Origin of the sequence: Halomonas piscis, from assembly GCF_031886125.1 — a bacterium.
In the GTDB taxonomy this organism is placed as follows: Bacteria; Pseudomonadota; Gammaproteobacteria; order Pseudomonadales; family Halomonadaceae; genus Vreelandella; species Vreelandella piscis.
The window spans coordinates 1,753,257-1,775,455 of the sequence record NZ_CP119391.1 but is presented as its reverse complement, the minus strand read 5'-3'; the positions used below and the strand labels follow the sequence as shown (position 1 = coordinate 1,775,455).

The window sequence follows — 22,199 nt, the reverse complement described above, 5'->3', positions numbered from 1 at the left end:
ATGCGACCTATGCATGCGAGGTAGGATATGACCACATTACAACAATTAAATAATTTTGAATTAGACAAGGTCCATCGCAAGATAAACGAAGAATATAACAAATTTAAGGCTATGGGTATCCAATTTAACATGGCCCGCGGCAAGCCAGCACCAGAGCAGCTAGCATTAGCCGAGCAGCTATTAAATTTGCCCGGTAGTGGTAACTACATGGCAAGCGATGGCGCCGACTGCCGCAACTACGGCGGTGAGCGTGGTTTGCCTGAAGCTCGTGAGCTAATGTCGGCACTGGTCGGCGCTCCACCGGAGAACACTTTGGTCGAGGGCAATTCCAGTCTTGCACTGATGCACGACTATCTAGTGTTCAGCCTTCTCAGAGGAAACTCTGACAGTTTGTTACCTTGGAGCCAGGAAGAAAAAATACGCTTTCTCTGCCCGGTACCCGGCTATGACTACCACTTCAATATGACTGAGGAATATGGCATCGAGATGTGCCCAGTATCACTCGATGCTGATGGTCCCGATATGGATCAAGTAGAGGAATTGGTAGCAGAAGACTCCTCCATCAAAGGTATGTGGTGTGTGCCCAAATACAGTAATCCTACGGGCACAATTTATTCAGACTCGGTGATTAAACGTCTTGCCTCCATGACCACTGCAGCGCCTGATTTCCGCCTATTCTGGGACAATGCCTACGCTGTCCACCACCTCACCGAAAAACGCATTACAATCGCCAACATCCTCGACGCATGTGAAAGCGCGGGGCATCCCAATCGGGCGCTGGTTTTTGCCTCGACGTCCAAAGTTACCTTTCCGGGCGGAGGCATCGCTGCTTTCGCCAGTTCCACAGATAACCTGCAGTGGTTTCTCGAGAAAATCGGAAAACGTTCAATCGTTCCAGATCGAATCAATCAACTTCGCCATATGGCCCTGCTCCCCGATGAGCAGGCATTGCACGCTCTCATGGACGCCCATCGTCAGATCATCGACCCTAAATTTGAAGCAGTGCACGCTGCTTTCGATCGTTGGCTCACCGATCCAACAGTGGCAAACTGGACTCGCCCTAAAGGCGGTTATTTTATTAGTTTACACACTCCCAAGGGATGCGCTCGTCGTGCTGTCGAACTCGCCGAGAAAGCTGGCGTTACAATGACCCCAGCTGGCGCGGCTTTTCCCTATGGGAACGACCCAGAAGATAGCCACCTTCGTATTGCTCCAACCTTCCTGTCAATGGAAGAGATCGAACAGGCTGCAGAGGGAATTGCTTTAAGTATTCGTCTCGCTGTCAGCGAAAAAGCAAGAACCAAGAATAATCTTTGTTACCCCATCACGACACCTGAGTAAACAGGAACAGCATATGACAACCTTAACTATCTCCCCAGGCAAGACGACCCTGGCGCATCTGCGCCAGGTGTTCGAAGCGCCAGTCCAGGTTAGCCTGCCGGACAGCGCCAATGCAGCCATTCAGCGCAGCGTTGACTGCGTTAATCAGGTTGTGGAAGAAGGCCGTACGGTCTACGGCATCAACACCGGTTTCGGTCTGTTGGCCCAAACCCGCATTGCCGACGACGAGCTGGAAGATCTGCAGCGTTCGCTGGTGCTATCCCATTCCACCGGGGTGGGTTCTCCCATAGACGATAGCCTGGTGCGGCTGATCATGGTGCTCAAGGTCAACGCCCTGGCACGAGGCTTCTCGGGCATTCGCCGCGAGGTGCTGGATGCTCTGATCGCGTTAATCAACGCCGAGGTGTATCCGCGTATTCCGCTCAAAGGCTCAGCAGGTGCTTCCGGCGATCTGGCACCGCTGGCGCATATGAGCGCACTGCTGCTGGGTGTAGGTGAGGCGCGTCATCAGGGCAAGTGGCTTCCCGCTACCAAGGCGCTGGAAGTTGCAGGGCTTGAGCCTATGCAGCTCGCCCCCAAGGAAGGCCTGGCACTACTCAACGGCACACAGGTGTCTACCGTCTACGCCCTCAAAGGGCTGTTCGATGCCGAAGACCTGTTCAGCGCCGCCACGGTGAGCGGTTCACTGACCGTCGAGGCCACTCTGGGCTCTCGCGTGCCCTTCGACCCGCGCATCCATGAAGCTCGTGGCCAGCAAGGACAGATCGATGCTGCTGCTGCCTATCGCCACCTGCTCGGTGAGAGCAGCGACTTCAGTATCTCGCATATCGACTGCGATCGGGTGCAGGACCCTTACTCGCTTCGCTGTCAGCCTCAGGTAATGGGCGCGGTTTTGACCCAGCTGCGCCAGGTTTCTGAGGTGCTGGAAGTGGAAGCCAACGCGATGTCGGACAACCCGCTGGTATTTGCCGAGGGGGGTGACATCATCTCCGGTGGCAACTTCCATGCTGAGCCGGTGGCTATGGCCGCCGACAACCTGGCACTGGCTATTGCCGAGATCGGTGCGCTGTCGGAGCGGCGAATTTCCTTGATGATGGACAAGCACATGTCCCAGCTGCCGCCGTTCCTGGTAGAAAAAGGCGGCGTCAACTCCGGCTTCATGATCGCTCAGGTTACCGCTGCGACGCTGACTAGCGAGAACAAGGCGCTGTCTCATCCTCACAGCGTTGATAGCCTGCCAACCTCGGCCAACCAGGAAGACCATGTCTCCATGGCGCCGGCTGCGGGAAAGCGCCTGTGGGAAATGGCAGACAACGTGCGCGGCATCGTGGCCATCGAATGGCTGGCCGCCTGCCAGGGCCTCGATATGCGCCCCGGCCTGAGTACTTCGCCGAGGCTGGAACAGGCACGTAGGGCGCTGCGCGAGCGCGTCACCCACTACGATCAGGATCGCTTCTTCGCTCCGGATATCGACGCGGCTACTGATCTTTTGCACAAGCGTATCCTGAACGGCCTAATGCCTGGGACACTGCTTCCGAGTTATTAAAAATCGATGCAATAAGATGGTCCCTTTAACCCGGCCTATTCATGAGGCCGGCCTGAAAACGAAGATAGCGGATGGTATTCTCTTGAAAATTCAATGTGTTCCGCCAAGAACCTGAACCAAGAGAGCCATCCGCTATGGGTGAAAGCCTATCTACCTGGACGCCCTCGTGCAACGGCTCCGTCCGTGTCGAGCTGAGCGGCCACCGCACCACCAGTGACAGCGGCGCTCTGCTGCTGCGTGAAGCCCTCGACAACAGCGGTGTGATCGAGGCGCTCGAAGACAATCTGGTCGATCAACGCCACCCGCTACGCATCCGCCACTCGCTGGCCAGCCAGCTGCGAACCCTGGTGCTGCAGCGCGCGATGGGCTGGATCGACCTCAGCGATACCGACACGTTGCGGCGTGATCCCCTCTGGCAGCTGGCCTGCAGCGATGCGCGTGGAATGACGCCACTGGCCCAGGACCGGCCGTCTCAAGCCACGCTGTCGCGGCTGCTGACTTGCCTTGGACGCAACGACAACATCGATGCCGTGCATGAAGGCCTGCTGCGACTGGTAGTCTGGCGCCTGACCTCGCTGAAGAACGGCGAGCGACCCAAGCAGTTGACCCTCGACATCGACGGCCTGCCGATCGAGGTCCACGGTCACCAAGGTGGCTCGGCCTATCATGGCCTTTACGGGGTCCGCATCTACTCGCCGCTGGTCGCCTCGCTGGCCGAAACCGGTGACATGGTGGGCGGCCTACTACGCGAAGGCAACGCCGGCCCGGCCGAGAACGCCGATACCTGGATCCCGCACCTGGTGAAGCGGCTCAACGAAAGCACCGGCGCCCAGGTTCGGGTGCGTATCGACGCCGGGTTCACCGACAACGACACGCTGGAGGCGTTGGAAGATCGCGGCATCGAGTACCTGGGCCGGCTGCGCAGTCACACGGGGCTGCAGACACTGGCGGCGCCGTACCTGAAGCGGCCCCGAGGTCGGCCGCCCGAGCAGCCACGGGAATGGTGTCATGACCTGGAGTACCAGGCCGGCACCTGGCCTGAACCACGGCGCGTGGTACTGGTCGTGCAAGAGCGACCCGATGACCTGCTGTTGCATGCCTTCTTCCTGGTCACCAACCTCAACAAGTTCGACTGGCCGCCGGAGAAGGTCCTGGCACTGTACCGCAAGCGCGGTAGCGCCGAAGCGCACATGGGCGAGGTGAAATCAGCGCTCGACGTACACCTCTCGTCGACGGATCGTGGCGCCTCCACGGTTCAGGACGTGATGGCGCGTAACGAGGTGAGCCTGCTACTCAGCCTCTATGCTTACCAGGTCCTGCATGGTCTGCGTTGCCTGCTGGAGCGGCAGACTCGGCAAGGCTGGAGCCTGAGTCGGATGCGCGAGCAGGTGCTTAAGGTCGCCGCCACACTGAAGCTGCATGCCCGGCGGATCACCCTTCATCTGGGTCCCCCACTGTCACGCTAGTTGGAGTTTCTGCGGCTGTTAGACTCTGAACCATATGGGGCGTGATGAGGTTCCGATGAAGTACTCCGACGAGCGCCGGGAAGCCATCCTCAAGAAGCTGCTCCCACCGCACAACCGCACGGTGGCAGAAGTGGCCCAGGAAGAAGGCATCTCCGCTGCGACACTGTACAACTGGCGCAAGAAGGCTCGACAAGCAGGCCGTTTGCTACCTGACCAGAGCGATGATCCCGAAGGCTGGAGCTCGCAGGACAAGTTCCACGCCGTTCTGGAGACAGCGGCCCTCAGCGAAGCTGAGCGTGCTGAATACTGCCGGCAGCGTGGCCTCTATCCCGAGCAGGTCCAGCGCTGGCGTGCGAGCTGTGAAGGCGCTAACGACCGAAGCGATGCCGCCACCAAGCAGCAGAGTGAGGCACGCAAGGCGGAGCGCCAGGAGAACAAGGCACTCAAGCGCGAGCTCCGCCGCAAGGAGGCCGCGCTGGCGGAAACCGCTGCACTACTGACATTGCGAAAAAAGGCCCGAGCGATCTGGGGGGACGAGGACGAATGATCAGCACTTCAGATCGCCAGGACGCCATACAGCTGATCGATGAGGCCCTCGCCGAAGGAGCCCGCCTGCAAGCCGCGTGTGCAGAGCTCGGCATCGGTACCAACACGTATCGCCGCTGGGTGCGGGGTGATCAGGATCGCCGGCCTAAAGCGGTGAGGCCTGTCCCGCGCCATGCCCTATCGCCGGAGGAACGTCAGCAGGTGCTGGAGATTTGCCATCGTCCTGAGTTCGCCAGCCTGCCGCCCGGACAGATCGTGCCGCGGCTGCTGGACGAAGAAGGCCGCTACGTGGCGTCAGAGTCCAGCTACTACCGCATCCTCCGGGAGCATGGTGAGCAGCACCACCGTGGCCGCGCTCGCGCTCCACGTCCCAAGGGCGACCCACAGCGACACCGGGTGACACGCCCCAATGCTTGCTGGAGCTGGGACGTGACCTACTGTGTGCCTCGACCCTGAAGGCAGCAGGAAGTAGCTGAATGGGCACGAGCATGACTGGAATACCTTCATGACGAGCAGGATGCTCCTAGTGAAGGGCTGCCCTCTGCTGTGAGAGGGCATGAGCCGAAGCGGCAGTGACCTGCAGTGCACTGGCAGGGTGATGTAACCCGTGGGAAACGGGGTGTGAGGCGAAGCCGTTACGCCAAGATGCACCTCTAGGCTAAGTATGGAAAGGTTGAGGAACACGAACCGATTAATCCGCGTCTGTGGGCTGAACGTGTCGCCACCTCCTACACGGCTTATTGGAGGTGTGTACCCCAGCAGTGAGTACAGGTACGGCTCACTTCTGCTGCGGGCAACGAATAGCCAAGTCGTTGCCAACAGAGGTATGGACAGTGCGCAGCTAATCCGTACCGGGTACACCAACTTGCAGCATGCAAGGGTAAAGATTGCGATCGGCAACCTCCTCCATACGCTTGAGTCCAGCATGTAAACGAGGGAAGGCTTGTATGGGATGGTAAGGGAGTGCGACCCCGATGCCCAACAAGCTGGCGGAGCCTCCGTAGTAGTCCGAGGTGGGGAAAGCCCACCACATGGCGAAGGGAGGCAGTTCAAGTGGCTTGTTCCACTAATTACCTGACTGAGAGAGGTGAAGACCTTTGATAATCAGGGAAATGCAGAGCAAGCTAGCAACATGGTCAACAGAAGATCCGAATCGTAGGATTGATCGACTGTTGAGGCTGATTGCAGGGCGCGATTGGCTCCTGGATGCTGCGTGGAAAACACTGGCATCAAAGGGGGCCAAGACTGCTGGGGTAGACGGTGAGACTCGACGAGTAGTAGAGCAGGATATTAGCCACTATGTGGATGATATTCGCTCAGAGCTGCTGGCTGGAACCTATCAGCCTCAGCCTGCTCGTCGTATCTATATTCCGAAGGCCAACGGCAAGAAGCGCCCACTGGGGATACCAACACTGCGAGATAGGATTGTACAACGTGCGATGCTGATGGCAATGGAGCCCATATGGGAAAGCGACTTCCATCGCTTATCCTACGGCTTCCGCCCCGAAAGAAGCGTGCACCATGCTATCCGAACCGTGAAATTGCAGCTTACGGATAGTGGAGAAACAAAGGGCCGCTGGGTCATAGAAGGCGACTTGGCAAGCTACTTTGATACTGTCCACCACCGAAAGCTGATGCGGTGCGTTCGCAGGCGGATTTGTGACAGTCGTTTCCTAGGGCGTGTTGACGTTTCACATGGGCAGCCATAAAAAGCCGCAGGCCAAGGCCACCATGCTTTCGTAGTTTCGCTTGAGCTTGTCGTAACGCGTTGCGATGGCGCGATACGGCTTCAATCGAGCAAAGGCATTCTCAACCAGATGCCGATAGCGATATAAGCCTCTGTCCAGATTGGCATTTCCTTTCTTTGAGTTGCGTTTGCGTGGAATGACGGCAGCCATGCCCTTGGCTTCGATCTGTTCACGGATACGCTCGCTGTCATAGCCCTTGTCAGCCACCAATGCATCACCCGCTGGCAAATCGTCAATCAATGCCCGGGCTTCCGTGCTGTCGTGCACCTCACCCCCGGTTATTCTGAAGGTGATCGGTAGCCCATAGGCATCTACGGTCAAGTGGATCTTGCTGGTATTGCCTGCACGACTTTTGCCAATGGCTTCTGCGTCTTCCGTGGCAGCTCCGGTGCTGTCCTGGTGGGCCTTGACGTAGGAGCCATCAATGAACAGCCACTCAACATCAGGCTCCTCCACCAGAGAGCTGAAAAGCCTCATCAGCTTTCCACTCGCTGACCAGGCGTTAAAACGCTTGTAGACCGTGTTCCAGGGGCCAAACGTCTCCGGTAGGTCCCGCCACGGGCAGCCGGTGCGCATCCGATAAAGGATGCCTTCTATCGTGGTACGCAAGTCGGCCTTGTCATAAATACCTTGTTGAAGCAGGATAGGTTTCAGCTTCGACCAGTGTTCATCCGTGAGCATTTGTCGGGGCATGGCAGGCTTGCAGTTTGTTGGTGTGGGAACTTTTATTCTGCGAGCTTGCCCCTATCCTGCCAATACCCCTGCCATGAAACGTCAACAGGCCCTAGACCTCCTCTGGAAATTCATCAAAGCGGGCCATGTCGACAAAGGGCTGTTTCATGCTGCTCACGACGGCGTTCCGCAAGGTGGTGTGCTTTCACCATTACTGTCGAATATCATGCTGAATGAATTCGACCAATGGCTTGAGAAACGCTATCTTGGCAAGAAGGCTCGCAAAGATCGTTGGTACTGGAACTCTAGCATCCAACGAGAATTTCCAATCGCCATGCGAGAAAGACGACATTGGCGACCAGCGGTAGCTTACTGTCGCTACGCTGATGATTTCGTCTTGGTTGTTAAAGGAAACAAGGCTCATGCTGAGGCTATCCGCGAGGAGTGCCGACTGTTCCTTGAGGACGACCTCTCATTAACTCTGAATATGGATAAGACCCATGTTACACATGTGAATGATGGGTTCATTTTCCTGGGTCATAGAGTAGTCCGTAAACGCGGTCCCAATGGCACAATGCGCCCGGTCACGTCCATCCCCCGTGAAAAGGCAAAGAATTTCGCTGCATCACTGGCGAAAGAATTGTCTAGCAATCATAGCGCGAATAGGATTGACATGGTGGACCGCCTGAATCGCCGACTGGCGGGATGGGCAAATTTCTACCAGCATACCGACTACACCGCGATCACTTACAGGAAGATAGATGGCATTGTCTTCTGGCGATTTGGCCACTGGCTATCAAGGAAGTATCGCGCATCGATAAAGTCCATGATGCGAAAACACTTCCTGAGACCAACAGAGAAACAAGCCAAGACATGGAAATTCTTTGGCCCAAATGGCAGAGGTGTTTTCTGCGTAACGAGCCTGAGACGTCTGGTAACCAGTCGAAAGATGACCTTCCGATGGCGGCTTCCTGAGGCAAATCCCTATCTGCCACAGGAAGAGGTACGCAACACCGTCACTTCGCGCTACCGAGATGTTGCCATGGCTTTGAGCCACACTTGAATGGAGAGCCGTATGCGCTGAGAGGTGCACGTACGGTTCGGGGAGGAGAAGTAGGGAAATAGCTCGACTACGCCCTGCTTCTTACTCCACTACCGACCCAGGTGCGTGGGCAGTTCTACTACCTGTACATGATCATCGACATCTACAGCCGCAAAATCGTCGATGCCGAGGTCTTCGACCAGGAATCCATGGCCAACAGCAGCGAGGTAATCCAGCGTGCCGTACTGCGGGAAGGCTGCATCAACCAGCCACTGGTATTGCACGCCGATAATGGCTCCGCCATGAAAGGCTCGACGCTTCAGGCGACGCTGCAGCGGTTAAACATCACCCCATCGTACAGCCGCCCTCGGGTCTCCAATGACTGTCAGTCTTTATACGTCGGATTCATAATCGATCCGGAAGACCTGGTCTTGGTGGCTTGACTCTTGCAATGATTGGCCGTTGCATGCCTTGGCGTTGATCTGTCAGCTCCGGACCGGGCACCTGATCCAGTATGGCGAAGCTGTGACTTAATAGGAGCCTGAAGGCATATACTCTCATGACAGTCCTGTCCACTTGGCCGATTCTGGAGACCATAACTCGACATACTCAGAGGCTGACATGACGGCTTTACAGTTACCTGATATCGCACCTTCCGGCCATATCGTCGTTGGGGTGGATACGCATAAGCATATCCATGTTGCTGCCGTTGTAGATACAACCGCTGGCCTACGATCAACGCTTTCAGTTACGGCGGACCGTGACGGCTTTGAAAAGCTGCTGGCCTGGGCACGCTCTTTTGGTCGAATCCTGGCCTTTGGTGTGGAAGGCACCGGTTCCTACGGCGCCGCTCTGACTTCCTTCATTCGCCGGCATGACACGTTGGTCATCGAGGTGAGTCGCCCCAATCGCCGTCTCAGGCGGCTGAATGGAAAATCCGATACCCTAGACGCCGAGAATGCCGCCCGTGCTGTTCTGTCCAGAACGGCAACCGCTATACCCAAGGTGACCGATGGCACTGCTGAAATGGTTCGGCAGCTGAAGGTGGCTTATGATACGGCCGTCAAAGCCCGTACAGCGGCCATGGTGACCCTGAAGGCCATGCTGGTTCATGCACCAGACGATGTCCGGGCTAGCGCTGAAGCGAAAACGCCATTGGCGCTTGCACACAAATTTTCCAGGCTACGTCCCAGCTTGTTGGAGAATACGACAGATAGCATTAAACATACGCTTCGTTCCCTGTCTCGGCGCTGGATTTCTCTGGATGAGGAAGCCGGTGCATTGAATAAAATGATCTATGACCTTGTCCAAGAAGCCGTACCGCAGCTGGTCGAGTCGTATGGCATCAGCACTCACACGGCAGCAGAAATACTGATTGTTGTGGGAGATAATCCTGAAAGGATCAAATCCGAGGCGGCATTGGCAAAGCTGGCCGGCATTAGCCCTATTCCCGCCTCATCAGGCATGACATCAGGCCGATATAGAATCAACAGGGGTGGACACAGACAGCTCAATGCTGCCATCTATCGCGCGGCGATTGTGCGAATGCGAGGCCACGAGCCAACTAAGGTGTACGTTGCGCGAAGGACCGCAGAAGGCAAGACGAAACGTGACATTGTCAGGTGCCTCAAGCGTTACATCATTCGTGAGGTTTATCGTCTCCTACGGTATGGCCCCAAAGTAGCTGAATACGCGACTTGACAGATATAGGAGCATCAACGCCTTCTCGGAGTCGCTGTTCAGGACCTGCAAGTACCGGCCCGACTACCCGATGGACGGCTACGAGAGCCTGTTAGCGGCGCAGCAGTGGGTGACGCGCTTCGTGCACTGGTACAACCACGAACACCGCCACAGCGCCATACGGTTCGTCACCCCGGGTGAGCGGCATGCCGGCCTGGATAACGAGGTGCTGGCAAGGCGAGGCGCCATCTATGCCGAGGCGAAACGGCAACATCCCGGGCGGTGGAGCAGTGCCACCCGCAACTGGACACCGCGCCGGACAGTCTGGCTGAACCCCGACCAGGAAGACCCGCTGGTTCAACAGGATCAGCGATTAGAAGCCGCCTGATTCCAGGGTCGAGTAGCCCGAGGGAACCACCCCCCTCAGGCCCTCACAGAACCGTACGTGAACCTCTCGATTCATACGGCTCTTCCTATCCGGCCTTCTTCGAGTAGACGAACTCCCAGTGCGCAAAGAGTGTTGGCTGTGCCGTACGGACCTTCTTTACCCAAGCCCATGACCGGCGTTTGTGCCCTCTCAATCGCTTGTACTTGTTGCGTGCCCAGCGGCCAAGACGGAGATCGATCTTCACCAGCGCTCGTGCCAGAGGCTGCGGATAGAACTTTCCGTAGTATGTTACCCATCCTCGCACCATGGGGTTGAGCCAATCCGCCAGTTGACGAAGGTCTGCCCATGTCGCTCGATTAATATTCATACGTCGGAGCGTTTCATGTATCCGCTTGAGTGACTTGCGACTCACCCCAGGATTGAACCCAGTGAATAGGTTTCCCTGCTTGTCCTGAACGGTTCTCGCGTGAAAGCTGAACCCCAGAAAATCGAAGCGGGTATGCGGGTGACCACCTTTCCGGCGACCATCCTTGCAGTACACCACCTTGGTCTTGTCGGGATGCAACTCCAGCCGGCATTCGCTCATCCTGTGATGCAGGGTGGTCAGCAGCGTCTCCGCTTCCTCTTTTGTCCGACAGTGGCAAACCACATCATCGGCATATCTTTCAAAGGGAAGATGGGGAAACGTGCGGGCCATCCAGGCATCAAAGGCATAATGCAGGAAGAGGTTTGCTAAGATTGGTGAAATGACCCCGCCTTGCGGCGTGCCTCGATCCCTATCTACTTGCGCCCCATCTTCCTGTATCAGTGGTGCTTTTAGCCAACGGCGAATATAAAGACGTATCCAGAGCTCGGGCACATGCTTCTCCACCGCCTTCATCAGAAGATCATGGTCGATGGTATCGAAGAATGCCTTCATATCCAGATCTACCACCCAGTCATATCGCCAACAGTTGCGACGTGTTTGCATCACCGCCTGATGTGCACCACGCCTCGGACGATAGCCGAATGACGACGCATGGAAGAGCCTTTCGAGCCTGGGCTCCAGGATCATCTTTACTGCCATTTGCGCCACCCGGTCGCCGACCGTGGGAATCCCCAACGGCCTGAACTGCCCATCACCTTTCGGTATCAGAACTTGGCGAACAGGTGCAGGATGATAGCTACCCGAACTCATGCGATTCCACAACTTGTACAGCTTGGGGCCAAGCTTTTCCTGAAAGGCTTGAATGCTCTCCTTGTCGACGCCCGGCGCACCTTTATTGGCCGCCACGCGTTTCCATGCCTCCCAAAGTATCCGCTTGGGTATCTCGAATGGCTTTGCCGTCACCTGAAGGTCATCCTGCCTCATGACAGTTGTCTCCTGGCTCCGGCTGGATAGGGCCGTGCCTTCGCTCCAAGGCCATTACAGCCTTTTCATCACTACTACGCACGACTCCGCCCCTGTACGTCGCATCGGTACTCAGATTCTCTCAGGGCCTCTGATTGAATCGCTCCCTTGGCATCGACGTGACAGGTTCCCCTGTTCCGTATCTGCGCCTGAATAACGGTCACGCCACCTCTATGCCGGATACCATCAGGCCCACGTTCAGGTTGCCGCCTGACTTGTCCTGGGGCATTGGAAAGACCCCAGTTTTGATATCGGTTGCAATTATCGACACTTCGTCGGTGGTTCACTTTCGTTCGTCTCCGCTATTCACACCTGACAAGGTCTCGCCTTGCCTTTTCCACTGACGCTCACCACCGACGCTCTTGACGCCAGCAGCTCAGGGTGGTTTGGACACACCGCCTGATCGGCGTATCCGAGGGGCCCGCCCTCATCACAGATACAGCATGACTGGCACGTTACTCATGCTCAGCCTTCAGGGCACACTTCCAACAAGCTTGACAGTCATCGCCCCGAGAGTACAAGACAAGGGCAATTGCAGACACCGACCAGAAACCACAAAAGATCGAGCTCAAAACGAGTCAGATTGGTCTTAGCCTGCTGGCCATCGTGGCTGCCTTGGTCGCACAGCTAATGCTGGGCTCAATGCTGCTGGCGGGATTGATTGGTTTTGCCATCTTGAGCCTTTCAGGTTTTTTTCGCTGGAATGAAGTCGATGACGTTTTCGTTATTGGCTTGCGTATGATGGCATTGATCGGTTTCATAATGGTCACAGCCCAGGGTTTTGCCTCGGTGATGGTGGCCACTGGTGAAGTATCAAGCCTGGTAGAAAGCTCAACTGCCCTGATTGGCGATAGCCAGGCTCTAGCCGCTATCGTAATGTTACTCGTCGGGCTGCTGGTTACCATGGGTATCGGCTCATCTTTTTCGACGGTACCGATTATCGCTGTGATCTATGTACCACTTTGCATTGCTTATGGTTTCTCGCCACTAGCAACGATCGCCCTGATCGGCACTGCGGGCGCCCTGGGTGATGCCGGCTCGCCGGCATCCGACTCTACTCTAGGTCCGACTGCTGGTCTCAATGCCGATGAGCAGCACGACCATATCTGGGATACCGTAGTGCCAACCTTTCTACATTTTAATCTGCCCCTGCTGGCAGCGGGATGGCTGGCCGCCATGGTGCTTTAACATGGGTCAATCTACGCGGTCGGGCTTTGCAGCCCGGCCGCGTCTACTTGCGGCCTGTCTTGTCACTAAATCACCTCACCGCTCAAGTTTTCTAGTCAGCGGCTTCTGTTTCCGCCACCTGGAAAATTCGCTGCAGCATGGCGTGCAGGCCGTTGCTGCGCGTGGGCGAAAGGTGCTTATCAAGCCCCAGATCGGTGAGAAAATGCGGCTCCGCCGCGCGGATTTCTGCCGGGCTGCGCTCGTTGTAGATGCGCAGCAGTACCGCAATCAGCCCCGACACAATGGCCGCATCCGAGGTGGCGTAAAACGTCAGCTGGCCGTCCTGTTTTTCGTGATTCATCCAGACATTGGACTGGCAGCCCTTGATCTTGTATTCCTCGATTTTCCACGTCTCGGGGAAGGCCGGCAGCTGTTTGCCCATGTCAATGATGTACTGGTAGCGATCCATCCAGTTGTCAAACATTTCGAACTCTTCGACGAGCTCTTGCTGAGCTTCTTCGGCGCTCATGGCGAGTCCTTTTTCGTCAGGTGAATATAGCCGCATTATAACGCGTTAGCGCCCCGGTGAAACGCGGGGCGCGTCTTCGTCCGTTGGCGGCGTCAGACGGTGGCGCTGCTGCTCGGCGTGCCAGCGTGCCTCTTCGGTGTGCAGGTAGCGCGAGGTGGTGTCGAGCCTTGAGTGGCGGGCACTTTCGGCAAGATAGTGAAGATCGATGCCCGCCTGGGCCTGATGGGTGATGGACGTATGGCGCAGCCAGTGCGGCGTGGCCCGGCGCAGGGTGTTGACCGCTGCGGCCGAACCGCCCTCGCCCTTTAGCGCCTCGGCCGCGCGGTCGAACGTCCGGCGTATCAGCCGGTACAGCTGGTTATCACCAACGGCCCGCCTGCCGTCCAGCGCGCGAATCAGCGGGGTGTCCTCGTCATGGGTCGGCAGCGCAGAAAGCCCCAGCGCGCCTCGCCACTGTTTGAGGCAGGCAAGAAAGTCGTCCGGCACCGGTACTTCGGCCAGCTTGCCGCCCTTCCCTGTTACTCGCCACCAGATACGTCCTTCCAGGAGGAAGAAATCGTTCATGCCCGCGGCCGCCATTTCGGCAATGCGAGGGGCTAATAGATAGGCAAAGCCAAACACAACGCACCGACGCGCCTGTTCGTAGCGCTGCCGGGGCGTGGCATCCGCCGCCGGCGGCCGGTTTAACCACCGCCAGAACCAGTCCCACAGGTTGCGCTCCAGATAACGCTCGATGCGCCCTGCCTGATTGTTCAACCGGCGCGATTTATCGCGCATCAGCCGGAAAGGGTTGTGTGTCACCCAGCCGGCTTCCACCAGCCAGCCGTAAAGCCCCTGCAATATCACCAGCGCCTGGCGGCGGCTGGCGGGCGACAGCGCGCCGCGAAACGGTCGCCATCCAGGATGCCCTTCCGGCCGCGCGGGCCCTGTCCAGCTGGCCGGCGGGTCGGCCAGAAACGCCTCGAAGCGGCGCAGCGTTTCGCGGTCAACGTCGCCAAGGCCTGCCCCCTGCTTGTCAAGCCACAAAAGCAGGCGCCGGGCTTCCCGGCGGTAGGCCCGCCAGGTTTGGGGCGTGTCCCGGTATTCCGCCAGCCACTGGGCTACCGCTTCTGCGTCGTTCGACGCGCGGATAAGCGCGCCACTCCTGCCTTCGCGCGCCGGCAGTACGAGGTGCGCTTCTGCGCAGCCGCTCGAGAGCGCTTTATCGAGCTTTGCAAGCGGGTCTGTCATGGCAGCTATGGGCTCCGGTGGCAGCTAGTCTGCGCTCAGTCTGGCGCTGCGCGGATAAAAATTCAAGATAAGGCGGGTAATCTTGAATTTATGCCTTTTAATGTAAATAATATTACGTAATACGCATTATGTAATATTGCTTTTTGCCACCCCCGGCCCGACAATGCTCCGGGTCAACACACAAGGAGCACAGGCATGGCACGCACCGGTATTCAGTACGCTGACGTGCGACGAGCGATCGATGAGCTGATCGCTCGGGGCGACAGCCCCAGCGTGCAGCGCATCCGCGAGGTGCTCGGCACCGGCAGCTTTACCACCATCAGCGAGCACTTTCGCTGCTGGCGCGACGAGCGTGAAAAAAATCGCGATGTGCCTCCACCGCGGGAGCTACCCGAGGCCATCGTGTCGCTGGCAACGGATATGTGGCGCCAGGCCCAGGACGTCGCCAACGAGGGCCTCGCCCACTATCGCGAGGAAGCCAACCGCGAGGTGGAGACGGCCAGGCAGGAGGCACGGAAAGCGCGGCAGGAAGCCGACAACGCGGCTCAGCGAGAAAGCGCCTTGGCCGAGCATCTGCGCCACCGGGAAGCGCACATCGAAGGGCTGGGAGCCCAGCTGGCCGAAAGTCGCACGCAGCAGGAGCAGCTGCAGTCACGCAGCGACAGCGCAGAGCAGGCGCGCCGGGCGCTGAAAGAAGAAGTCGCCGAACGGGATGCCAGGCTGGAACAGCAGGCCCGAGCCCATAGCGACAACGTCGGGCAGCAGCGAGCAGCGTTCGACCGCCAGCTAGCCGAAGAACAGCAGCGCAACGAGACGACCGAAGGCAAGCTGCTTGCCCTGCTGGATGGGCTGCGCCAGGAGCGTGCCGACGACGACAAGGCGCATCAAAAGCGCGTGCGCCAGCTTGAGGCGCGCCTGGAAAAGTCTGCCGGGGAAAACCAGCGGGTAAGACAGGAGCTAAAGGCAGCCCGGGATGCCGAAAGCCAGTGGCAAAAGCGCCACGGGCAGCTGGAAGACAGGCTGCTGGAGCAGAAAAAAGCGGTAGAAGAGGCGGGTAGCGAAATGGATCGCCTGCAGGAAAGGCTGAGCCGCGCTGAGCGCGAACTCGAGCAGGAGCGCGAGCGTTACCGGCGCGAATGCGATTGGCAGGCGTCGCTCGGCCAGCGCCTGGAGGCGCTACAAAAGCAGGTGGCCACTCTGCCCGCACAGCCGCCTAGAGACCCCGGCGCCTCGTCCTGAGCGCTGGATCGTGGCGAACATATTGACGGCAGTTTTCACCAGGTTTTAAATTTGAGCCTCGGCTTAACTCATTGCCATATAGTCAACTATCGGGCAAAAGCCGGCTCGAGGCCTGGCAGCTTCTCGCTGCCGGCAATATCGAACGTTTCAAGCTAAGGGAGCAGGCGAGTGACACAGGCAGCGCAGCGGCTATTCGATCGACTCCGCAGTGTCAGAGCAAAAGCTTCGGGGACGCAGGGATAATGAAGGTGCAGCAAGCGTCAGCCGATGCCCCGGCAGCCGGCGAAAACGCGGCTGTTCCCGGAGCTCGCGCCTCTCTCGATGGCCATGCGCGCGGCCTCAAAGGGCTCTGGCCGTTTCTTGGGCCGGCGTTTATCGCCGCCGTCGCCTATATCGATCCGGGCAACTTTGCCACCAACATTGCCGCAGCTCCACCCACGGTTATATGCTGCTGTGGGTTGTTCTGCTGTCCAACCTCATGGCCATTGTGGTCCAGGCGATGTCGGCGAAGCTGGGGATTGCCACCGGACGTAATCTGCCGGAAATCTGCCGCGAACGCTTCTCTCGGCCGACGACCTTTGGTCTCTGGATCCAGGCGGAGTTCATCGCCATCGCCACCGATCTGGCAGAGTTTATCGGCGGCGCCTTGGGCCTGAACCTGCTCTTCGGTATTCCCCTTTTTCCGGCCGCGCTGATTACCGGCGTGTTTTCCTTTGCCCTGCTGGAGCTGCAGCGCCGCGGCTATCGCTGGCTGGAAGCCGGCATTGCCTGCCTGGTCGGCATTGTCGTAGTCTCGTTCGGCTATGAAGTCGTCATGGCCCGTCCGGACGGCAGCGCCCTGCTTTACGGGCTGACGGTGCCGCGCTTTGCCGGCGCTGACAGCGTACTGCTGGCCGCCGGCATCCTGGGCGCCACGGTGATGCCCCACGTGATCTATCTGCACTCGTCGCTGACCCAGCACCGAGTAACGGGCCGCAACGAGAACGAGCGCCGCCGAATTTTTCGCTTCGAGATGGCCGATATTCTCATTGCCATGGCCATTGCCGGCATTATCAACGGCGCGATGCTGGTCATGTCGGCCGGGCTCTTCTTTGGCAGCGGTGATATCGTCTCTTCCATCGAAGGCGCTTTTTCCCGCCTGGGCGATCAGATTGGCCCTCTTGCCTCTTTGCTGTTCGGCGTCGGCCTGCTGGCCAGCGGCTTTTCCAGCTCCTCGGTGGGCACCATGAGCGGGCAAGTTGTGATGCAGGGCTACATCAATCGCCGAATCCCCCTCTATCTGCGCCGCTTGATCACCATGCTGCCGGCGCTGGCCGTACTTGGGTTCGGGCTTGATCCCAGCACTTCCCTGGTACTTAGCCAAGTGGTTCTCTCGTTTGGTATTCCGTTCGCGCTGATCCCGCTGATCATCTTCTGCTCCAGCCGGGAGCTGATGGGCACGTTGGTGAACCACCGATGGACCACTCGACTCGCCTGGCTGATCGCTCTGGTGATTATCGCGCTGAACGTATTCCTGATTTATCAAACCTTGACGAGCGGGTAAAAGTGGCAGGCACATCGCAGGTGCAAACAATAAAATGGCCCTGACAGCAAGCTATCAGGGCCATCTTGGGTAAGCGGCGAAGATGTTCTAGTAGTAAGCGTTGGTGGTATCGGAGTGGTCGGTGACGTCGCGGATACCGCCCATTTCGGGAATGCGCTCGAGCAGCGTGCGCTCGACGCCGTGCTTGAGCGTGATGTCCACGGCCGCGCAGCCCTGGCAGCCGCCGCCAAAGGAAAGCACGGCCACGTTGTCGTCGGTCAGCTCAACCAGCCGAACCTCGCCGCCGTGGGCGGCAAGCCCCGGATTGATCTCGCTGTAGAGCACGTAGTTGACGCGGTCTTCCAGGGGGCTGTCGGCGTTGACCTTGGGCATCTTGGCGTTGGGCGCCTTGATGGTCAGCTGGCCGCCCATGCGATCGGCGTTGAAGTCGACCACCGCCTCTTCCAGAAAGTTGACGCTGTTCTTTTCCAGAAACACGCGGAGCTTTTCCAGATCGAGCGCCACGTCGTCAGGTTCTTCCTCGCCCGGGCGGCAGTAGGCCAAACAGGTTTCGGCGTAGGGCGTGCCGGGCTGGGTAATGAAGATACGCACGGCAATGCCTTCGACATTCTGCTTTTCCAAAAGCTCGGCGAGATAATCCTGGGCGCTCGGCGTAATCTCGATGCCCTGCCTGGTTTCTTCAGCGACGTCCTGCCGAGTTTGCGAATCTTGTACTTCAGCGGTCGTGGTCATGGAACTTGTCTCCTACGGTGGCAGCCGGGCTGCGCACGGCGAACAATATACGCCCCAATGGTAAGCAAAACCGAGCGTCGATACAATCCTGAGTGTTTTACTCGGCTTTGGCGCCTCGCTGCGCGCAAGCGGTGACTTTGGTATGATACGCGCCCGCCCGTCGTGCCCGCTCACCTGCCGATGGCGCAACAAGACAACTTAATTTTTCCTGACGGTGACGCTGGAGGCTCCCCCTCGCTATGGCTGCTAGTGCTTTGACCGCGACTCTTGAAGAGCACCTTTCCCAACGCATTATGATTCTTGACGGCGGCATGGGCACCATGCTGCAAAACGCGCAGCTGAGCGAGACAGAGTTCCGGGGCGAACGCTTTCGCGACTGGCCGAGCGACCTCAGGGGCAACAACGACCTTTTGGTACTGACCTGCCCGGACGTGGTGACGCGCATTCATCGCGACTACCTTGAGGCCGGCGCCGACATCATCGAAACCAACACCTTCAACAGCACCCGGCTGTCCCAGTCGGATTACGGCATGGAGGCGCTGGTCGCCGAGATCAACTTCGAGGCGGCCCGCCTGGCGCGGGAAGTGTGCGACGCCGTGGCCGCGGAGACCGGCACGCCGCGCTACGTGGCCGGGGTGCTGGGCCCCACCTCGCGCACCGCGTCGCTGTCCCCGGACGTCAACGATCCGTCCAGGCGCAACGTCACCTTCGATGCGCTCAGGGAAAACTACCTGGAAGCCGCCACGGCGCTGGTAGACGGCGGCGCCGACCTGATTCTGATCGAAACCATTTTCGACACGCTCAACGCCAAGGCGGCCATCTACGCTCTGGAAGAGCTGTTCGAGGCGCGCGGCGAGCGCACGCCGGTGATGATTTCCGGCACCATTACCGACGCCTCCGGGCGCACGCTTTCCGGCCAGACCACCGAGGCATTCTGGAACTCCGTACGCCACGCCAAGCCGTTTTCCGTCGGCCTCAACTGCGCGCTGGGAGCCAGCGAGCTGCGCCCCTACCTGGCCGAGCTTGCCGACAAGGCCGATACCTTTGTCTCCGCCCATCCCAACGCCGGGCTGCCCAACGAGTTCGGCGAATACGACCAGTCGGCGGAAGAGATGTCGTCCATCGTCGCCGAGTTCGCCGAAAGCGGGCTGGTCAACATCATCGGCGGCTGCTGCGGCTCGGCCCCCGAGCATATTCGCATGATCGCCGACGCCGTGGCCGAGATGCCCCCGCGCAAGGTGCCCGGGCGCCCGCCCGCCTGCCGGCTCTCCGGGCTCGAGCCGTTCAACATCGACGCCGACTTGCTGTTCGTCAACGTCGGCGAGCGCACCAACGTCACCGGCTCGGCGCGGTTCAAGCGGCTGATCAAGGACGAGGACTACACGACCGCTCTGGAGGTGGCCCTCGAGCAGGTGGAAAACGGCGCCCAGGTCATCGACATCAATATGGACGAAGGGATGCTGGAATCCCGGGACGCCATGGTGCGCTTTCTCAACCTGATCGCCGGCGAGCCCGACATTGCCCGGGTGCCGATCATGATCGACTCGTCCAAGTGGGAGATCATCGAGGCAGGACTTCAGTGCATTCAGGGCAAGGCCATCGTCAACTCCATCTCGCTCAAGGAAGGCGAAGCGGCATTTCGCGAGCAGGCGGTCAAGTGTCAGCGTTTCGGCGCGGCGGTGGTGATCATGGCCTTCGACGAAGACGGCCAGGCCGATACCTTTGCCCGCAAGACCGAGATCTGCGCCCGGGCCTATCGCCTGCTGGTCGACGACATCGGCTTTCCCGCCGAAGACATCATCTTCGACCCCAACATCTTCGCCATCGCCACCGGCATCGAGGAGCACAACAACTACGGCGTGGACTTCATCCAGGCCACGGAATGGATTCGCGACAACCTGCCCCACGCCATGGTCTCGGGCGGGGTGTCCAACGTCTCGTTCTCGTTTCGCGGCAACAACGCCGTGCGCGAGGCCATCCACTCGGTCTTTCTCTATCATGCGGTACGTGCGGGCCTGACCATGGGCATCGTCAACGCCGGCCAGCTCGGCGTCTACGACGACCTGGATGCCGAGCTGCGCGACGCCGTGGAAGACGTGGTGCTCAACCGCCGGGAGGACGCCACCGAACGGCTGCTGGATCTGGCCGAAAGCTACAAGAGCGCGGCGGCCAGCGGCAGCTCCCAAAAGGAAGACCTCGAATGGCGCGAGTACGACGTCGCCAAGCGCATGGAGCATGCCCTGGTCAAGGGCATTACCAGCCATATCGTCGACGATACCGAAGAGGCCCGCCAGCAGTTTGACCGCCCCATCGAGGTCATCGAAGGTCCGCTGATGGACGGCATGAACGTGGTCGGCGATCTGTTCGGCGCGGGCAAGATGTTTCTGCCCCAGGTGGTCAAGTCCGCCCGGGTGATGAAGCAGGCCGTGGGCCATCTGCTGCCCTACATCGAGGCGGAAAAGGACGAGAACACCCAGTCCAAGGGCAAGATCGTCATGGCCACGGTGAAAGGCGACGTGCACGATATCGGCAAGAACATCGTCGGCGTGGTGCTGCAGTGCAACAACTACGAAGTGATTGACCTTGGCGTCATGGTGCCGGCGGAGAAGATTCTGCAAACCGCCATCGACGAGAACGCCGACATGATCGGGCTTTCCGGTCTGATTACGCCGTCGCTCGACGAAATGGTCAGCGTCGCCAAGGAAATGCAGCGCCGAGGGTTCGACCTGCCGCTGCTGATCGGCGGCGCCACCACGTCCAAGGCGCACACCGCGGTAAAGGTCGACCCCCAGTATCAAAACCCGGTGATTTACGTCACCGACGCCTCCCGGGCGGTGGGCGTGGCCAGCCGCCTGCTGGCCGACAACCTGAAAGAAGCCTACGTGGCCGAAATCAGCGCCGACTACGACAAGGTTCGCGAGCGCAACGCCAAACGCCGTCCCAAGGCTGCCGATCTGACCTACGAGCAGGCGCGCAAACGGCGCTTTCGCACCGATTGGGACGCCTATACCCCGCCGGCGCCCAACAGGCAGGGCGTGATTGCCTTCGACGACTACGACCTGGAGGCGATCGTCGACTACATCGACTGGACGCCGTTTTTCATGAGCTGGCAGCTCACCGGCAAGTACCCGAAGATTCTGGACGACGAGGTCGTCGGCGAGGCGGCACGCAGCCTCTATGCCGATGCCCGGGCCATGCTCAAGAAAATGGTCGACGAAAAGCGCATTCGGGCACGCGGCGTTATCGGCCTGTGGCCGGCCAACAGCGTGGATGACGACGAGATCGAAGTCTACCGCGACGACTCCCGCAGCGAAGTGGTCGAGCGGCTTTTCCATATCCGCCAGCAAACCACCAAGGGCCGCGACGGCCTGTGCTACAGCCTGGCCGACTTCGTCGCTCCGAAAGACACCGGCAGGCCCGACTGGATCGGCGGCTTTGCCGTGACCACCGGCCACGGCGTCGAGGAGCTCGGCCAAGCCTACAAGGACGCCGGCGACGACTATAACGCCATCATGGTGCAGGCGCTCACCGACCGCATGGCCGAAGCCTTTGCCGAGCTGCTTCACGAGCGGGTGCGCAAGGAATACTGGGGCTATGTGCCGGAAGAAACCCTGGATAACACCGCGCTGATCGCGGAGAAGTATCAGGGCATTCGCCCGGCGCCGGGCTACCCGGCCTGCCCGGATCACACCGAGAAAACCAAGCTGTTCGAGCTGTTGGATGCCACCGAGCACACCGGCCTGGCGCTGACCGAGAACTTTGCCATGTGGCCGGCGGCGGCCGTGGCCGGATGGTACTTCTCCCACCCGCAGTCGAAGTATTTTGCCACCGGCAAGATCACCCGGGATCAGGTGGCGGCGCTGGCCGAGCGCAAGGAGCGCCCGCTGGACGAGATGGAACGCTGGCTGGCGCCAGTGCTCTCCTACAACCCGGAATAAGC

At 59.1% G+C, this 22,199-nt stretch carries 17 protein-coding genes and 2 pseudogenes; 14 read left to right on the top strand and 5 right to left on the bottom strand.

Features of this window, described 5'->3' with window-relative positions; all coding sequences use genetic code 11:
- Positions 1-27 precede the first annotated feature (27 nt).
- The 6 genes from P1P91_RS08315 (at position 28) to P1P91_RS08290 (ending at position 6,608) form a co-directional block, all read left to right on the top strand.
- Positions 28-1,341: an aminotransferase class I/II-fold pyridoxal phosphate-dependent enzyme gene (locus tag P1P91_RS08315; protein ID WP_311881898.1), complete on the top strand. Its 1,314-nt coding sequence runs from the start codon at positions 28-30 to the stop codon at positions 1,339-1,341.
- 13 nt (positions 1,342-1,354) lie between these two features.
- Complete coding sequence (gene hutH, locus P1P91_RS08310) at positions 1,355-2,887, top strand: histidine ammonia-lyase (RefSeq protein ID WP_311881897.1); 1,533 nt, start codon at positions 1,355-1,357, stop codon at positions 2,885-2,887.
- Between the two features lie 134 nt (positions 2,888-3,021).
- On the top strand, positions 3,022-4,353 hold the full coding sequence (locus tag P1P91_RS08305) for an IS1380 family transposase (protein WP_407650523.1): 1,332 nt from the start codon (positions 3,022-3,024) through the stop codon (positions 4,351-4,353).
- Between the two features lie 55 nt (positions 4,354-4,408).
- Positions 4,409-4,900, top strand: coding sequence for a transposase (locus P1P91_RS08300; RefSeq protein WP_311881896.1), 492 nt, complete (start codon positions 4,409-4,411; stop codon positions 4,898-4,900).
- Positions 4,897-5,355: a helix-turn-helix domain-containing protein gene (locus P1P91_RS08295; protein WP_311881894.1), complete on the top strand. Its 459-nt coding sequence runs from the start codon at positions 4,897-4,899 to the stop codon at positions 5,353-5,355. Before P1P91_RS08300 ends, P1P91_RS08295 begins: the two co-directional genes overlap by 4 nt.
- 656 nt (positions 5,356-6,011) lie before the next feature.
- The gene (locus P1P91_RS08290; RefSeq protein ID WP_456068223.1) at positions 6,012-6,608 is read left to right on the top strand and encodes a reverse transcriptase domain-containing protein; all 597 of its coding nucleotides are present in this window, start codon (positions 6,012-6,014) and stop codon (positions 6,606-6,608) included.
- On the opposite strand, the gene P1P91_RS08285 is transcribed toward P1P91_RS08290, so the two are convergent.
- Positions 6,591-7,340: an IS5 family transposase gene (locus P1P91_RS08285; RefSeq protein WP_311881892.1), complete on the bottom strand. Its 750-nt coding sequence runs from the start codon at positions 7,338-7,340 to the stop codon at positions 6,591-6,593. The two genes, P1P91_RS08290 and P1P91_RS08285, sit on opposite strands and share 18 nt — an antisense overlap.
- Positions 7,341-7,413: 73 nt before the next feature.
- Here P1P91_RS08285 and P1P91_RS08280 point away from each other — a divergent pair, with 73 nt between their 5' ends.
- From P1P91_RS08280 to P1P91_RS08265, 4 genes and pseudogenes are all read left to right on the top strand, one after another.
- Complete coding sequence (locus P1P91_RS08280; RefSeq protein WP_407650522.1) at positions 7,414-8,382, top strand: reverse transcriptase domain-containing protein; 969 nt, start codon at positions 7,414-7,416, stop codon at positions 8,380-8,382.
- 128 nt (positions 8,383-8,510) lie between these two features.
- Positions 8,511-8,804, top strand: a complete 294-nt coding sequence (locus tag P1P91_RS08275; RefSeq protein WP_311881888.1) for a DDE-type integrase/transposase/recombinase — start codon at positions 8,511-8,513, stop codon at positions 8,802-8,804.
- Positions 8,805-8,982: 178 nt separating this feature from the next.
- Entirely contained in the window at positions 8,983-10,062 is a 1,080-nt protein-coding gene (locus P1P91_RS08270) for an IS110 family RNA-guided transposase (protein WP_311881886.1), read from the top strand.
- Positions 10,063-10,078: 16 nt separating this feature from the next.
- A pseudogene (locus P1P91_RS08265) lies at positions 10,079-10,429 on the top strand (integrase core domain-containing protein); the annotation flags it as partial.
- 85 nt (positions 10,430-10,514) lie between these two features.
- Here P1P91_RS08265 and ltrA read toward each other — a convergent pair.
- On the bottom strand, positions 10,515-11,780 hold the full coding sequence (gene ltrA, locus P1P91_RS08260) for a group II intron reverse transcriptase/maturase (protein ID WP_311881884.1): 1,266 nt from the start codon (positions 11,778-11,780) through the stop codon (positions 10,515-10,517).
- 660 nt (positions 11,781-12,440) lie between these two features.
- Here ltrA and P1P91_RS08255 point away from each other — a divergent pair.
- Positions 12,441-13,007 (top strand): annotated as a pseudogene (locus P1P91_RS08255) (Na+/H+ antiporter NhaC family protein); the annotation flags it as partial.
- A 91-nt stretch (positions 13,008-13,098) separates the two neighbouring features.
- Here the strand turns inward: P1P91_RS08255 and P1P91_RS08250 are convergent.
- Together P1P91_RS08250 and P1P91_RS08245 are read right to left on the bottom strand one after the other, a co-directional pair.
- A complete protein-coding gene (locus tag P1P91_RS08250) occupies positions 13,099-13,515 on the bottom strand; it encodes a SufE family protein (protein ID WP_311881882.1) in 417 nt (138 codons plus the stop codon).
- 45 nt (positions 13,516-13,560) lie between these two features.
- Positions 13,561-14,745 carry a tyrosine-type recombinase/integrase gene (locus tag P1P91_RS08245; protein ID WP_311881881.1) on the bottom strand — a complete coding sequence of 395 codons (1,185 nt, stop codon included), beginning with the start codon at positions 14,743-14,745 and terminating at the stop codon, positions 13,561-13,563.
- A 195-nt stretch (positions 14,746-14,940) separates the two neighbouring features.
- Here P1P91_RS08245 and P1P91_RS08240 point away from each other — a divergent pair, with 195 nt between their 5' ends.
- Positions 14,941-15,984, top strand: coding sequence for a DNA-binding protein (locus P1P91_RS08240; RefSeq protein WP_311881880.1), 1,044 nt, complete (start codon positions 14,941-14,943; stop codon positions 15,982-15,984).
- A gap of 445 nt (positions 15,985-16,429) precedes the next feature.
- The gene (locus P1P91_RS08235; RefSeq protein WP_311881879.1) at positions 16,430-17,527 is read left to right on the top strand and encodes an Nramp family divalent metal transporter; all 1,098 of its coding nucleotides are present in this window, start codon (positions 16,430-16,432) and stop codon (positions 17,525-17,527) included.
- Positions 17,528-17,614: 87 nt separating this feature from the next.
- On the opposite strand, the gene nfuA is transcribed toward P1P91_RS08235, so the two are convergent.
- Complete coding sequence (gene nfuA, locus P1P91_RS08230) at positions 17,615-18,259, bottom strand: Fe-S biogenesis protein NfuA (RefSeq protein WP_311881877.1); 645 nt, start codon at positions 18,257-18,259, stop codon at positions 17,615-17,617.
- Positions 18,260-18,498: 239 nt separating this feature from the next.
- Between nfuA and metH the strand changes: the two genes are divergently transcribed.
- Positions 18,499-22,197, top strand: coding sequence for a methionine synthase (gene metH, locus P1P91_RS08225; protein WP_311881875.1), 3,699 nt, complete (start codon positions 18,499-18,501; stop codon positions 22,195-22,197).
- Positions 22,198-22,199 lie beyond the last annotated feature (2 nt).